Source organism: Nocardia barduliensis, assembly GCF_013315795.1.
In the GTDB taxonomy this organism is placed as follows: domain Bacteria; phylum Actinomycetota; class Actinomycetes; order Mycobacteriales; family Mycobacteriaceae; genus Nocardia; species Nocardia barduliensis.
Window position 1 is genome coordinate 1 of record NZ_JABLTE010000148.1, and the last position, 15,424, is coordinate 15,424.

The following is a 15,424-nucleotide window of genomic DNA, read 5'->3' on the forward strand; positions in this document are numbered from 1 at the left end:
CCATTCGAGCACCCCGACCGGAAGGACCACTCGCCATGACTCACCCCGCGCCGCCGAGTGACCCCGCGCACCTCACGATCACCGAACTGCACCAGACCCTGGCCACCGGCCGCTCGGTAGTGGTGTCGATGCGCGCCGCCAGCGGACACGCCCACCTCATCGAGTGGGCACGCCGCCACCACCTGTTCGTGCCCATCGATCGCACCAGCAGCTGGGGCAACCCCTTCGTCCTCGGACGCGACGGCAACCGTGACGACGTACTCGCCGCCCACGCCCGCCACCTCGCCGACCGACCCGACCTCCTCGCCCGCCTGCGTCGCGGCGAACTCGCCCGCCGGGTACTGGGCTGCTGGTGCGCGCCCAAACCCTGCCACGGCCACACCCTCACCGCCCTCAGCCTCGATCCCGCCCTCGACCCGCTCGCGGCGGTCCAGGCCCGGCAGCACCGGTGAGCGTGCCCGCCCGACCGTCGGGCACCCGACAGCTGTGATCACGGTAGGAACCGGGTCACCCGTTCCGGTTCCTACCCGCTCCCGTCCCTACACACCCTCACCGATCACCCGCACACCGCTTCCCAATCTCTCCCCAGCCATCCACAACCCCACCTCACCACCCCGCTTCCACCATCTACATCCATCCACACCTTCCACCCCCTTTCTTTTTGTCAAGCACACCTCTTGCATCCAGGGGTCTCCGCAAGCCTATTTTGGTAACGATCCGGTCTCGTCCTGGGATTTTTCGTAAACAGCCGAAATCTGCATAACCTGGATTCCTCGACTTTCGTCGGGCGGGGGCGCTCGATGGATTTATGACCGCGACGATCCATAAAGTCGTCGCAGGCAATGGCTACCAGTATTACCTGCGAAATATAGCCGCGAACGATATCAACTCCCGCGGCCGATCCCCGTTGTCCGATTATTACTCCGCCCACGGCGAGTCTCCTGGCGTGTGGAGCGGTACCGGTTTGGCCTCGCTCGGGATCGATATCGGCGCGGAAGTGACCGAGTCTCAGATGAAGTCCCTGTTCGGACTGGGTCGCCATCCCGACGCGGAATCGATCGAGGAGACGGTCTTCCACCACGCTTCGGCGGCCGGTTCGACACCGAAACAAGCCAGCGATGCGGCCGATAAGGCGTCGCGGTTGGGTAATCCTTTTCGCGTTTACGCACCGAATTCCGATTTTCGTAAACGGTGCGCGAAGGCGTATGCCGAACACAATATCGCGCACGGAAGACCGGCCGACGCTCCACTTTCGGAGTCGGATCGCAGGCGAATCCGCACACATGTCGCGTTCGATATGTTCACCGACGAGTACCAACGGCCACCACTGAACGCGCGTGAGTTGTCGGGATGGATCGCGAAGAACTCACGCCCACCCGCCACAGCAGTCGCGGGTTTCGACATCACTTTTTCTCCGGTGAAGTCGGTGTCGGCGCTGTGGGCAGTCGCACCGCTATCGGTGTCGGCGAAGATCGAGGCCGCCCACCGCGCCGCGGTGGCGGATGCGTTGAGGTGGTTGGAGCGCCACGGCATCTACACCCGACTCGGTCGCAACGGCGTCCGCCAGGTCGACGTCGAGGGCATCGTCGCCGCGTGCTTTTTCCACAGGGATTCGCGTGCCGGTGACCCTGATCTGCACACACACGTGTTGATAGCCAACCGGGTCCGCACCGCCGACGGTCGCTGGCGGACCTTGGACGGTGCCGCGCTGTACCGGGTGGTAGTCACGGTGTCGGAGATCTACAACACCAGCCTCGAGCACCACTGCGAGCGGCTGGTGGGTGTGGAGTTCGCCGAGCGGGCCGGGAACGACCCGGGCAAGCGCCCGGTCCGCGAGATCGTCGGCATCCCGCTGCGGTTGATCCAGGCGTGGTCGCGGCGCGAAACCGCGATCCGTTCCCGTGTCGGTGAGCTGGCGGCGGTGTTCCAACGCGAGCACGGTCGCGAGCCGACCCCGATCGAGATCCGTGATCTGGCCCAGCAGGCGACCCTGGAAACCCGGCCCGCAAAACACCTGTTGCGGTCCTTCGCCCAGCAGCGGCGCAGTTGGCGCGAAGAGGCCGTCGCGTTGCTCGGCGGCCGGGACGCGGTCGCCGCGATGGTGTCGGCGGCGCTGAATCCGGTGCGCTCGCCGCGGGTCACCGCCACCAGGGAGTGGATCGCGCGCACCGCGGACCGGGTCCTCGAGACCGTCGCCGAGCAGCGCTCCACCTGGCGCGCGGCGAACGTACGCGCTGAAATCGAACGCCAGATCCGCGGCAAAATCCGCGGCAGCCAGTGGGAACACGTCAGCGAGGCCGTACTGGATGCGGCCCTGGATCCGGCGCGTTCGATTCCGATGGGCGACCCGGATATCGCCGGCGAGCCCGAACTGGCCACCATCCCGGACGCGTTGCGCCGCCGCGACAACTCCAGCAGCTACACCCCCGCTGGCGCCCAGATCTACACCTCCACCCGGATTCTGGCCGCCGAGGACGCCCTCATCGCTTTGTCGGTGCAGCCCGGTGCCCGCGTCGTGGACCCCGCGGTGGTGGCCGCGGCGATCCGTGGATACGACGCCGCCAACCCGGATCGGGTGCTCAACGCCGGGCAGCGCAGCGTGATCGAAGGCTTCGCCGGCTCCGGTATGCGCGTGCACACCGCCAACGCGCCCGCCGGAACCGGCAAGACCACCGGCATGGCCGTGCTCACCACCGCCTGGAATACCAGCGGCGGAACGGTGCTCGGGCTCGCGCCCACCGCCAACGCCGCCGCGGTCCTGGGCGAATCGATCGGCGCGCGCTGCGAAACCGTCGACAAACTCCTCGCCGTGATCGACCTGCACACACCGCACCCGAACAGGTCCGCCAACGAACGGGAGCATCCCCCGCCGCTGCCGCAATGGGTCCTCGACATCGGCACCGACACGCTCGTGATCGTCGACGAGCACGTCAAGATCGGCACCCTCAAACGCCTGAAACTGCTGCGCTTCCTCGCCGATCGCGGCGCGACGATCCGCTGTCTGGGCGATGACCACCAGCTTCCCGCGATAGAGGCCGGTGGCGTCGACGCCGACATGGCGACAGCGGCACCCGAGCACACGCTCACCCTCACCCACGTCGTGCGGTTCGCCTCCAACGCCGAGGCGTCGGCGAGTTTGATGCTGCGCCAAGGCGACCCGGCAGCGCTGGGCTGGTATCTGGACAACGGCCGAATCCACGGCGGGCACACCGGCGCGACCCACGACGACGCCTACACCGCATGGGCCGCCGACCACGCGGCCGGGCGTAGCGCGATCATGTTGGCCGCCAACCACGACACCGTGACCGCGCTCAACGAGCGTGCCCGGGCCGACAGACTTCTGCGCAAGGGTGGTCTCGACGGCCCCGAAGTGGTGCTCGCCGACAGCACCGCCGCCTCGGTCGGTGACACGATCCGCACCCGTCAGAACGCGCCGAAGCTGCGTATCGGTGTGCGGGATTGGGTGCGCAACGGCTACGCCTGGACCGTCACCGCTGTGCATTCCGACGGCAGTGTCACCGCCCGACACCACAGCAAAACCGGGGCGATTGTGCGGTTGCCGGCCGACTACGTCGCACACAATGTGCGTCTCGGGTATGCGGCGACGATCGATTCCGCGCAAGGAATCACCACCACCGCGTGTCATGTCGCGCTCACCGGCGGCGAGACCCGACAGCAGTTCTACGTCGCGATGACCCGCGGCGTGCACGCCAACCACGCCTACATCCCTTCCGCGCTCAGCGGTGACGAAGGCTCGTTCTACAGCGAGGACGCGGTCTTCCCACGCACCGCAGTCGAGAATCTCGTGCGGATCCTGGGTCGTGACGGGGCTCAGAAGTCCGCGCACACCCACCTGCGTGACGCGCTCGACCCGCACCGGCGTATCGGTCGCGCGCTCGATATCTACCTCGATGCCCTCGGTCTCGCCGCCGAACACGCCCTCGGCGAACCCGCACTCGCACGCCTCGATGCCGCCGCCGAACTGCTGCACCCGGGGCTCACCGACGCCCCCGCTTACCCGACACTGCGTCAGCATCTAGCGACCCTCGCCCGCACCGGTGCCGACCCCGTCACCGCCTTGCGCGAGGCGATCGAGGAACGTGAACTCGACACCGCCGCCGATCCCGCCGCAGTCCTGGACTGGCGCCTGGACCCGAGCGATGCGCACTCGACCGGGACCGGGCCGCTGCCGTGGACACCCGCGATACCGCCGGAACTCGACACCAGCGCCACCCAGGTCCACGCTCGCGCGCGTGTCCTGCTCGAACTCGCCGCACAGATCCGGGCCGCGACCGCGCCATGGACACCGTTGACCGCGCCTGTCTGGGCGCGACCTCTGCTCGGCGCCGACCCGCGCTTGTTGGCCGAACTCGCCATCTGGCGGGCGAGTCTGCACGTCGAGGACACCGATGTCCGCCCGACCGGTCCGCGCCGCTACCCCGTCCGCGAACGCGACCACCAAGACGTCCTCGACGCCCGCGTCGTCGCCGCGCTCGGCGATCCGGCACGCCCGGTCAACCGGTGGGCCGAGACCGTGCGCGAAATCGAAGCCCGCATTGTCGAGGACCCGTATTGGCCCGCGATCGCCGAACGCATCGATCTCGCCACCCGCGCCGGCATCGACGTCACCGAGCGACTTCACACCGCCGCCGAGTTGCGGCCGTTGCCCGATGAGATGCCCGCCGCCGCGCTGTGGGCACGTCTGGAATTCGACGCCTCCGCACTCGACGCCCGCGACCACAACCTGCGCCCGAACTGGATCACCGACCTGGCCGACGTTCTCGGCGTCGACACCGCCGACCGGGTCGTCGACGACCCCGCCTGGCCACGCGTCGTGGCCGCGGTCGACCGCGCCACCGCCACGCAATGGAGGCCGCGCCAGATCCTGGCCACCGCCTACGAACTGCTGCTCGCCGCCACCCCCGACAACGAGGGCACCGGCCTGCGCCCCGACCAGATCGCCGCCGCTCTCGCCTGGCGCATCGACGCACTCCTGCACCACACACCCACCACCAAACCCACCGAGAGCACCCCACCCATGAGCGAAAACACCACCACCCCACCAACCCCCGCATCGACGGCCCGCGAGCATCCACCTGATCTCGAACCCGACAGTCACCGCGAAAACCGCGCCCCGGTTCCGGCCCCAGTGCCGTCTACTCCGGCGAACATCACCGCCTCCGGTTTCGATCCGGAACTCGCGGCCATCGCGCAGCTGTATCGCGAAGGCCGAATCCACGCGGCCGTGCACCGATTCCGGCAATTCGCCGATCACCTCGATGACGAGCAGCGTTGGGTGATCGGCGCGATCACCGACACTCTCTACCGCTACGCCTACCCCGTCGCCGCCGCCCGCCTGCGCCAAGCCGGACAACAGTTTCCGCAACATCGGGCGCTCATCGACGCCTGCACCCCGGCCATCGACCCCGACGTCCACGACGACCGACCCGACCGCGAACCACCCTCACCGGTATTCGACCGCGCTCGCCGTTACCGAGCAGCCCGCGACAACGACACCCGAGTCGACCGTGACCTCGTCCGCGACCCGCTGCCCGACCCGCAGGTCCGTGCCCGCCGCCATGAGCAGGACTACCACGACACCCGCGCCGGAACGGACGATCAGCCCTGGGCGCGCCCGGACGCGCACGAGGTCCGCGGTCTCACCGACGACCCCGCGCTACCCGACTCACACCTACCTCCCCTACCGCGGCGCGCGGTGCCGACGCCTCGCGAGGCCGATCTCGCCGTCCGTAGCTACCGCCGTGACGAAGCCAAAGATCCCACGCCAGCCGCGTATTCGCTCGACTACGACAAAGCCGCCAACCCACGTGCCCGCGGCCTGGAATGCGTCGCGTGCAGCATCGAACGCCGCCCGCGCGACGCGACACCGGTGCCGCCGCGCCGCTCCGACGACGGGCTCTGCGGAGAATGCCGCGACAACGGCGAGACCGGTATCCCCGACCACGACCCGAGCCGACACATGATCGCGCGCGCCGACCACCTCGCGGCCACCAAACCCCTTCCCGCCGTGCACGCCATCCTGCGCCGGGACTGGAAAGCCGTCACCGATCTCGACCGCCGCGCCCAGATCGAAGCCTGGATCCGCGCCCACCCCGCGCCGATCGGCGACGTCGAGCACCAGCAGCCGGTCGCCGATCCACTCTTCGCGCTTACCGACGCGCAACTCGCCGACCGGTTGAGCGAACTTCACCAGCAGCTCGCGCTCACCGACAGCTACGCCGCTGCCTACGCTCCAGCATCCCCCGAACAATCCGAGGGCGTCGATATCGATGAACTGCTTCTGCGTCACCGCGACGCACAAACCGCCATCCGCGCAGCACTCGATGCCGAGCACCGTCTACACGATGCGACCCGCGCGCTGCACGCCACCCGTTCCGAACTCGCGACCCACCGCCAACGCCTCGACACCACACCTACCTACAAACGCCACGTCCGTCACGTCCTGCGTACCCGCATCGATGAACTCGTCCGCCAGCAAGGCGACCACGAACGCGCCCGCACCCGCGCCCGCAGCGACGCTCGAGAAGCCCACCGCGACGCAGTCAACCACGCCGGAACGCCCGACAAATGGGACGACGTCTTGAACACGAGCCCCGACGACATCACCACCCGCAACAGCCACACTCGCCGCGGGGAAGCCGCCGTCGACGCGACCGCCGACCGGTTCGCCGCCGATACCCGCAGCGAGATCGGCCGCGTCCACGCCGAACAACAACGCCGAGCCGATCTCACACCGGCACAGGCACGTCGCGAACAGGCGATACGCCTCGCCGACGAGCTCCACGCCCCCCTCGACCACACCGGGCTGGACCAGCCCGATGTCAGCGGCTCGCCGGAGCCCGACGTCGGATTGTGAGATCGGCTTTCGGCCGGGTGGTTCTGCCCGCTGTTGCTTCCGACAGCTTGCCTCCGGACATCCCACAGCCCTGTCGTGGTTCGGCGACGGTGAGGAGCGGCACCGCCGGGCAGTCGAACGAGCTCGGAGGGCTACAGGGGGTTGCTACGTAGCAGACCGGCGTTCGAACTCGCGATTTCGCACCGCTGTGGCGAAGGCGCGGTACTCATGGTGGTCGAAGTACAGTCTGGCCGTTCCGACGCTTCCCGCATGCCCGTCGGTGGCGCTGAAGACGTAGCCGTTGCCGCTTGTTCGGGTGATCGTGAGCGCGTGACGCACCGGCTGGCCTGTCCTGATGGCGTGTTGGATCGCCTCGAATTGGTCGTGGTCCAAGGTCAGGCACTGCTCGAGGGGGACTTCGTGGTCGCCGTTGTGGGCGAGTTTGTCGTCCCAGAGGATGGTGCGGGTGGCGTCGCGGTAGATCATGACGCATGCCTGTTGGGGTGAGCTGGCGGCAGCCTTGCGGAATTGACTTACGGTCGGTGTCGGCAGCATGGGCCTTTCCTTTCGAGCGCGCGGGACCGTGTTTTCCGGTTCCCGCACCGGTCCACGCTACGGGAGGGTGGCGGTAGCGGCGAAGTTGCAGCGGCGTGCGTCGTCTTCGGTGTCGGTGGGGGTGTCGGGGTGCCAGTCGGTGGCGTAGGTGATTCCGGGTTCGGTGAGTGTCCATCCGTCGAAGAAGCTCGCGAACTGTTGTCGGGTTCTGAGGGTGACGGGTGAACTCGCGTCGGCGAATACGGAGGCACCGGCGGCGACCTGGGTCCTGATTTCGGGTTCTGCGTCTTCGAGGGAGACATGGGTCATCGCGATGTGGCTACCGGGTGGCATCGCGTCGCGGAGTTGTGCGAGAAGTGCGGCGGGGTCGTCTTCGTCGGTGATCCAGGGCAGGACTGATATCAGGAGCAGCCCGATGGGCTGGGTGAAGTCGAGCAGTCTGCGGGTGTCGGGGTGTTCGAGGATGCGTGTCGGTCGGCGCAGGTCGGCGTCGATCATGGCGGTAGTGTCGAGGAGCTGGTATCGGGTGAGCAGTTCGCGGGCGCGGTTGATGGCTTCTTCGTCGTTGTCGACGTAGACGACGTGGGGGTCGGGGATGAGTTCGCGGGCGACTTCGTGGGTGTTGCCACCAGCTGGTAGTCCTGATCCGATGTCGAGGAATTGCCGGATGCCGTTGCCGACCATGTGCCGGACCGCGCGGGCGAGGAAGGCCCGGTTGTGTCGGGCCCACTTGGGGTAGAAGGGGATCGCGGCATAGAGCTGTTCGATGAAGGGGAGGTCGGCTTCGTAGATGACCTCGCCGGTGATCATGTGCAGGTAGATGCGTGCCGAGCTCGGCTTGGCGGTGTCGAGGTGGCGAGGTTCGAAGTCGGGTTCGGACATCGACGGGTTCCTGTTCGGTTGTGGTCTTGCGGTCGGCTATCGCGTGACGGTGGGTCGGTTGCGCAGTCCGCGCAGCAGGTGGTGCATGAATTGCCGTGAATCGGCAGGGCTGAGGGCGGTCATAGTGAGGCGGTTGAAGATCTTGTCGCGGATGGCGACGGCGGGTTTGTCGTCGATGTAGCGGATTTCGCCTTGCGCTTCGACGACAGCCATCTCCAGGTCGCCCGCGGCTCCGGGTGAGGGGACACGGACCAGGATGTAGCGGTCTTCCATACCGGCGCCGGGGGCTTGGTGGGTGAAGGGCATGACCTGGAGCTGGATGTTTGGTCGCCCGGATAGTTCGATGAGGTGGCTGATCTGGTCGACCATCACCTGGTCGTTGCCGTAGGTGCGGCGAAGGCAGGATTCGGACAGGATCGCGTGGAACTCCGGTGCCTTGCGGGTGAACAGGATCTGCTGGCGCGCGGTTCGGGCTTCGACATAGTCGTCGACGGTGATGGCGTCGGGGTCGTGGTCGTCGGGCTGGAACGGTTGGTGCAGCGCGCGGATGTAGTCGGGATGCTGGAGCAGACCGGGGATGATCTCAGCGGCCGTTTCGCGGAGTCGGTCGGCCACGGCTTCGAGATCGACCAGCAGTCGCAGGTCCTCGATGTAGGCACGCCGGTACCCCGAGGTCCAGTACCCGCGGCGATGGCTGTCCTCGCGCAGGTCGAGCAGGATCTGGAGATAGTTCTCATCGCCGATCCCCAATCCGGTGACCAGCTTCTTCAGCGCTTCGGCGGTGAGATTGCCGGTTCCCGCGATCGCGGCGGCGATGCGCGACTGGCCGACACCGACGATCCGGCCGGCGTCGGCCTGCGTGACACGCGACCGCCGCAGCAGGTCATCGATTTCCCGTCCGAGCAGCACTTTCCTCGCGGTCCTCGCCATGCACTCCCACCGTATCCCACAGCTCGATCGGACTCTTTCCACCCGTAACACTGATTATCAGGCTAGATTATCAGTCAAGATAATCTGTCCGAGGCAAGAGAGCACTCCGTTAGTCGATGTTCGGTTGAGCGTCGACGCGCGAGGGAGATGTGGGACGCCGAACCGGCGCGTGCGGCGTCAGGGTTCAGCAGGTGGTGTCCGAAGGTAAGGGGTAACCGGTGGAGCCGTCGATGTTGCGCGATCCCACCGCCGAGTTCGCGGCCGGCGCTGAGGCGAGCGACCGATCCTGGGGCGAACGCCTGCGGTCGTTTCGGCTCGATCACCTCCAGATCAGTCGCAAGGACTTCGCCGAGCTCATCAACGCGCGCGCCAGCGGCGAGCGTGTCAACGTCGCGTGTTCCGAGCGTCATGTCGCACGGTGGGAAGACGGCGACGTCCGGACTCCGAGCGCACCGTATCGACGTCTACTGGTGGCAATCGGCGCACCTGTCCCTCACCACGACCAGAGATCTGCACGCGCGCGACCCGCCACCGATGCCGTGCCCGTGCAGGCACCGATGTCATGGTCTGTCGGGTCAGGCGTATCCGAGCTGGGACGCGCGCCGGAAGCAACGTTGTTGGAGGCCGTCGCCGCTGCGGTCGTCGGATCCGCTTCCGCGCTGGTCCCGTGGCTTCCGCGACTCGACGAGGCAGAGGCGACGGATCGGGTCGGCCGCGGGCGGGCCATGGATGCCGATGGTGTGCGGTCGGCCACGGCGCATTTGCGGTCACTCGATCAACAACGCGGCGGCTTCGCGGTCACCGGTTCTGCTACGGCGTTGTTGGGTTCGATACCGGATCTGCGGAAGCTGTGTCGCGACGAGACTGCCGATCAGGCGATTCTGGTTGCCTCGGCCGACCTGGCCCGATTGATCGGCTGGGCGTTTCACGATGCCGGAGATCAGTATCGCGCGCGCCAGTTCGCCACCCTGGCTCTGGTCTTCGCGCGTCGGGCGGGCGCGGACAGTCTGACTGCATCAATCCTGTACGTGCTGGGCCGCATCAGTGTGATAGAACGCGATCCGCGCACCGCACTGCGCATGTTCCAGCTCGGGCAACTTCCCGCGCGAGACGCCGCCGACGGCGGCGAATCGGCTCGCCTGTACGCCAACGAGGCGTGGGCACACGCCATGCTGGGCGATCAGAACCGCATGAACTTCGCCTTGGCATGCGCCGAAGACGAGATCAACCGCGTCGGCGACATCGTCGCGCCATGGACTCGCGTGTTCTTCACACCGGGCGAATTCACCGGTATCCAGGCCGTGATCTACAACGAATACGCCACCACCGCGCCCCGCGCCGTCGCCGACCGCTATTGCCTCGCCGCCCTCGACAGTGCCCGCGTCTCCCTGCAAGCCTCCGCGCCCGGGCGGCCGGCCCGCAGCATCCTGTTCGACAACATCACCGCCGCCACCGCCTGCTTCCGACTCGGTGAGATCGACACCGGCCTGTCCTTCGCCACCGCCGCCGTCGAGATGGCCGAACGGATCACCAGCGCCAGGGTCGCGGACCGGCTGGAGAACATGGTCCGCTGCGCCACCACCGCGACACCACGCAGCGACGTCCGGGACTTGTCCCACGCGGTCAAAGCGAGCCTGCTGGCGATCCCCCGCGCGTCACATCACCCGACCACGGGCCGTGCCACGAGCGCATAGGCTGGGGGTGTGGCGACCAATATCGCGGCCGAGCGTGCCGCCGAGTTGCATCGCATCGTCGAGCTGGCCTGCGCCCGAATCGGTTTGAACTCCCACGGGGCGGAACTGATCAAATACACCGTCAACGCCGTTTACCGGCTCCCACGCGAACGCGTTGTCCTTCGCGTCGCTTCCGACCGGGTCGGAGTTTCGCGGGGACAGCGCGTGGTCACCATGGCCCGATGGTTGCAGGCCCGCAACGCCCCGATCGCGGCCCTGCTCGACGGTGAACAACCGCTGAAGGTCGAAGGCGATTACACGGTGACTTTCTGGCACGAACTCGGCCGGCGAACAGACTGGGCCGCTGCCGATCTGGCATCGCCGCTGCATCGACTTCACGCCCTCGACCTCGACCATACCGTCCTGCCGACCTGGGACCCGTTCACCACCGCACGCGATCGGCTCGCACACGCCGGCACCGCTGTCCTCGCCCCCGCCGACGCCCGGTGGCTGCGCGAGCAATGGGACCGAGCCGAACAAGAATTCCGGCGCGTCCAGGACCAGCTGCCAACCGGCATCATCCATGGCGATCCCCACACCGGCAACCTACTGCACCGAGACGATGACACCGTCGTGCTCTGCGACCTCGACGAGGCCGGGATCGGTCCCCTCGCATACGATCTCGTTCCCCAAGCGGTCGGAGCAACACGGTTCCACCGCCACGACTTCTACCGCGAGTTCGTCCACGCATACGGCAGCGACGTCCGCGACGATCCGGCGTGGCCGATCCTGTCTCGTATCCGCGAGCTGATCATGGTCACCAGCGTCCTGCCCGATCTCCAGCACCGCCCCAGCGTCGCCGCCCAACACGCCCACCGCCTGGCCACGCTCAAGACAGGCCGGCACGACATCCCTTGGGACCTCTACACCTAGATCCCGCGTGGCGGCAAACCGGCCTTCGACCGACAGGACCGGGGGGCAGTCGCATCGACGATCCTCGACAGCTTGTGCCCGGAGTCATCGGACCGGCTGTCGGAATCTGTCATGTGAATGTCGGCGAACTTGCCCGATTCTGCCCTGCGCGATGTCATGGTGGCAGTCCTCCGGCGACGATTAACTCTGTCTATGACAGCAGATGACGTACTCCGCGCCCCGCCACGTCGGCGCCGGACCGGATCGACACGATAAGTCGCCACGCGCCGCCTGGACGGCAGCCACATCAGCGCTGCGGAACCCGACGTTCCCCAGAACCGCTTTGCCTGATCACTCGTTGTCAGGAACCGCCCACGTCATCGTCGGCGACACGCAGGCTCATCTCGTGCCTGCCCGAAGACCCTTCGGGTCGCCACTGGTCATCGGTCACTACCGCCCTTCACCTCTTCGAGGAGAACCAGCGAAAAGGGGTCACAGGAAATGTGGATTGGATACGCCCGTTCGGACCTGCTGTCCAGACACGGCGCCGATGCTTTCGATCGATCCGTGCACGACTTCGCCGCGCGCAACGGGTTCGGGGACGGCCGCGTGTTCTTCGAACCGCTCGCACCGGAGACACTGATCGGTGATCTGCTCACCGAGATCGACCGTACCGTGCCGGTGTTGAACCGCCTCGAATCGCTGGCACGGTCGCGACGGGTGGACCTCGGACGGCTCCTGGCACCGGGTCACCGCCGAGCCGATCTGCTCTGGTCGATCCTGTCGCGAATTCCGGAAGCGACCGACGTCTGGTTCCTGGTGCCCTCCCGACAGCACCTGTCCGATCTCGAACCGTCAGGACGGGCGGCACTGTCCCACCTCACCGCTCTGCCCACGCTCACCCTGCACTATCTCGACGGAACCGCGCACCGACCGGCTCCGGTATCGCGTCCGGTCCCCGAGCACGACGCGGACCACGAACAGGTCGTGGTCGAGTCTCGGGTCGGCGCGATCCCGGCCGCGGCGCAACTGGACGCCGCCGAAGCGCTGACCCGTAACGGGTGGCCCGAGGTGATCGAACGCGTCGACGCGGTCTATGTCGCCCTCATCGGCGACCGCCACCACCCGGCCACCCGGACGCTGTGGCTCGAACCCACCCCGATCCCCGACACGGTGATCCGCACGTTGGTCGACACCCTGACCGGGGCGCTGGCCGTCGAACTCGACGAACCGTATCCACGAAGCGATGAGCCCTCCCACGACTTGGTCGTCTTGTGCGAGCGTGTGCAGCGCTTCCCCAGCGGCGCACACACCATCACTCGCTGCACCCTTCCGGCCCGCGTGAGCATGACCGGCGAGTCGGCGGTGAGTCAGCGATGAGCACCACAACACCTATCACCGGCCCGCTGTCGATGACGGAACACTATGCCGGACAGGGTGATCGCGGCGGGGCGGTCGACAACCTGCTGGAGGCTCGTGAACTTCACCTCGCGGTGGCCGGACGCCGTGTCGAGGGCTGTTCGTCGCTGATCGGGTGGGCGCGGGAGCTGGCCGATATCCACGCGAGCTTGCTGAGCGCGGCGGTGTCACCGGATCGGCGTCCGGCCGGGTTCGACGAGATCGCGACCCGCGACCACATGACCGCGGTCATGGCGGCGATCGACGAGTGGGCGATATTCCGCCTGCCCCGACCTGTCAACGCCGCCCACCACACCCATCCTCTGGGCGAAGTGATCAGCCACTACGCCAATGTCTTCGCCCAGTCCCAGTGGATCCTGCGCCACACCACCAACACCGAACACCACCACGAAGCCGCTTTGCGGATGGCCCAAACCCACCAGGGCTACGCCGATCTGGTCACCGCGATCCGTACCCGACGCGTCCAACTACCGCTGGGCTGGCGAGCAATCCAGGAGCTCCGATGAACCGCACACGCCCCGACACCGGGCACCAACCAGACACACGGACGCCACGGGCCGCCAGCAAAGACTCGTCCTGGTTCGGAGCGATCCCGTCCGCGCACGTGCTGTTCCGCGCCTGGAACACACCAGGATTCGCCGCCGCCGACTACCCGTTCCCCACTCTGGTCGGTATCGCGGTGCAGATGCTCGATGCCCATCACCACTACCGGGCCGCCTTCGGCCAGCTACTGCGGCTGCCGCCCGGCCACGACGACAGCGTCGACATCGACGTTCTTACCGACGCCCTGCATAGCGCCCACCGACGACTCGGCCGATTGATCGACCGGATCGATGACCATCTCGCCCATACCCTCGCCCCGCCGGTACACCGGGCGGCGACCTGTCATCGCAACGGTCTCGGCGCCGAGGTGTCTCAACTGTGCCGATGCTGGATCACCGCGATCGACCCCTCTGTCCCGGTCGAGACCGGTCCGAGAGCACACCAGTCCCTGGTCGGTCAGGCCGTGGTCTACGACCTGCTCGCCGCCGACGTCGCCGCAGGACGGGTCCATCTACCCACCCGTGTCCCACAACCGGCCGATGCACGGCACTGACCACGCCCCACACCACAACCACCCTGCCGAAACGCCACACGCGCGATCCCTCGGCGAGGTCGTCCGCCACGCAGCGCAGATCCACGCCCAATCCCGGTCCGTACTACGCCACGCCAGCAGCGCCGAACACCGGCAGGAGGCGGCACTGCGCATGGCACAAGTCCAGGAAGGCCACGCCGACCCGGTCACCACGACCCACGAACGCCGCGCGCAGCTCCCACTCGGCCGACCGCGGAAACGATGCCGACCGTCCATCGAATCACCAAGAGAGGTAGGAAAAACGTGAAGTTCGGGACCGTGAAATGGTTCAACCACGAGAAGGGTTTCGGGTTCATCACACCCGACTCCGGCCCGGACCTGTTCGTCCGTCAAGCCGATGTCCACGGCCACGACGCGCTGCATCGGGATCAACACGTCACCTTCGATGCCATCGACAGCCCGAAAGGCCCTGCCGCGCAGAACGTGCGGTCCCTGTGACCGCCCCGGCAACGGCGCGTCGCGGGCGCCGGCAACGGACTCGGCGTCGGCTGCTGCTGACCGCACGACGACTGTTCCTCGCCCACGGCTACGGGCCTGTCCATATCGCCGATATCGCCGACGCCACCGGGTGTACCACCGGTGCGCTGGGCAAGCACTACCCCTACAAACATCTGATCGGTCACGAGGTCGCCGAGAGGCTGACCGCCTTGGCCGTACACCGCATCCGCGATGCTCACCCGAGAGACCGCAGCCACCTGGTCACGACGCTGACGAAGTGGGCGCGCACCGTGACCAGCCACCCCGAATGGATCTGGTTCGAACTCGATCTCGCCGCCACCGGCCCGGAACACCGCGCACAGCACCACGACCGCAGACACCGTATCCACGCGGCACTGACCGAGCTGCTCACCACGACCATCGAACCCTGCCCTGGCATCGAGCTCCCGACCACTGCCGCATCACTGATCGCCGCCCTGGTCGGGCTCGCCATCGGCCCGCCCGACGACGCCACCTCCGACCACCAGTGGATCCGAACGCAAATCGAACTCGTACTGCCTGCCCCCAACGACCGCACATTCCCCAGAACGAGCACCCCCATCCAGGAGAGCTGACCCATCCCCG

The 15,424-nt window shown here is 67.3% G+C and carries 12 protein-coding genes; 9 read left to right on the top strand and 3 right to left on the bottom strand.

The genetic code is table 11. The features are described 5' to 3' along the window. The first annotated feature begins 35 nt into the window (after nucleotides 1-35). Together HOV91_RS35435 and mobF are read left to right on the top strand one after the other, a co-directional pair. Nucleotides 36-452 (top strand): DUF4326 domain-containing protein, encoded by a 417-nt coding sequence (locus HOV91_RS35435; protein ID WP_157227616.1) that lies wholly within the window; start codon nucleotides 36-38, stop codon nucleotides 450-452. Nucleotides 453-808: 356 nt separating this feature from the next. Continuing rightward, a complete protein-coding gene (mobF, locus tag HOV91_RS35440; RefSeq protein WP_051047275.1) occupies nucleotides 809-6,877 on the top strand; it encodes a MobF family relaxase in 6,069 nt (2,022 codons plus the stop codon). Nucleotides 6,878-7,021: 144 nt separating this feature from the next. Here mobF and HOV91_RS35445 read toward each other — a convergent pair whose 3' ends face one another. Genes HOV91_RS35445 through HOV91_RS35455 form a run of 3 tightly spaced genes read right to left on the bottom strand, consistent with a single transcriptional unit; the run spans nucleotide 7,022 to nucleotide 9,223 of the window. Beyond that, on the bottom strand, nucleotides 7,022-7,411 hold the full coding sequence (locus HOV91_RS35445) for a hypothetical protein (RefSeq protein ID WP_157227618.1): 390 nt from the start codon (nucleotides 7,409-7,411) through the stop codon (nucleotides 7,022-7,024). 57 nt (nucleotides 7,412-7,468) lie between these two features. Then, nucleotides 7,469-8,293 (bottom strand): SAM-dependent methyltransferase, encoded by an 825-nt coding sequence (locus HOV91_RS35450; RefSeq protein WP_043736788.1) that lies wholly within the window; start codon nucleotides 8,291-8,293, stop codon nucleotides 7,469-7,471. A 36-nt stretch (nucleotides 8,294-8,329) separates the two neighbouring features. Then, nucleotides 8,330-9,223 carry a helix-turn-helix domain-containing protein gene (locus HOV91_RS35455; protein WP_043736790.1) on the bottom strand — a complete coding sequence of 298 codons (894 nt, stop codon included), beginning with the start codon at nucleotides 9,221-9,223 and terminating at the stop codon, nucleotides 8,330-8,332. A gap of 230 nt (nucleotides 9,224-9,453) precedes the next feature. Between HOV91_RS35455 and HOV91_RS35460 the strand changes: the two genes are divergently transcribed. From HOV91_RS35460 to HOV91_RS35490, 7 genes are all read left to right on the top strand, one after another. Then, entirely contained in the window at nucleotides 9,454-10,917 is a 1,464-nt protein-coding gene (locus HOV91_RS35460; protein WP_280413264.1) for an NsdA family TPR-like regulatory protein, read from the top strand. Between the two features lie 9 nt (nucleotides 10,918-10,926). Beyond that, nucleotides 10,927-11,829 carry a phosphotransferase enzyme family protein gene (locus HOV91_RS35465; RefSeq protein ID WP_043736795.1) on the top strand — a complete coding sequence of 301 codons (903 nt, stop codon included), beginning with the start codon at nucleotides 10,927-10,929 and terminating at the stop codon, nucleotides 11,827-11,829. A 480-nt stretch (nucleotides 11,830-12,309) separates the two neighbouring features. Then, on the top strand, nucleotides 12,310-13,188 hold the full coding sequence (locus HOV91_RS35470) for a hypothetical protein (protein WP_043736797.1): 879 nt from the start codon (nucleotides 12,310-12,312) through the stop codon (nucleotides 13,186-13,188). After that, a complete protein-coding gene (locus HOV91_RS35475; protein ID WP_043736798.1) occupies nucleotides 13,185-13,733 on the top strand; it encodes a hypothetical protein in 549 nt (182 codons plus the stop codon). The genes HOV91_RS35470 and HOV91_RS35475 overlap by 4 nt, the downstream gene beginning before the upstream one ends. Further along, a complete protein-coding gene (locus HOV91_RS35480; protein ID WP_043736801.1) occupies nucleotides 13,730-14,323 on the top strand; it encodes a hypothetical protein in 594 nt (197 codons plus the stop codon). The genes HOV91_RS35475 and HOV91_RS35480 overlap by 4 nt, the downstream gene beginning before the upstream one ends. A gap of 282 nt (nucleotides 14,324-14,605) precedes the next feature. After that, nucleotides 14,606-14,800, top strand: coding sequence for a cold-shock protein (locus HOV91_RS35485; protein WP_043736804.1), 195 nt, complete (start codon nucleotides 14,606-14,608; stop codon nucleotides 14,798-14,800). Continuing rightward, the gene (locus tag HOV91_RS35490) at nucleotides 14,797-15,414 is read left to right on the top strand and encodes a TetR/AcrR family transcriptional regulator (protein ID WP_051047277.1); all 618 of its coding nucleotides are present in this window, start codon (nucleotides 14,797-14,799) and stop codon (nucleotides 15,412-15,414) included. Before HOV91_RS35485 ends, HOV91_RS35490 begins: the two co-directional genes overlap by 4 nt. The last annotated feature ends 10 nt before the right edge of the window (nucleotides 15,415-15,424 follow it).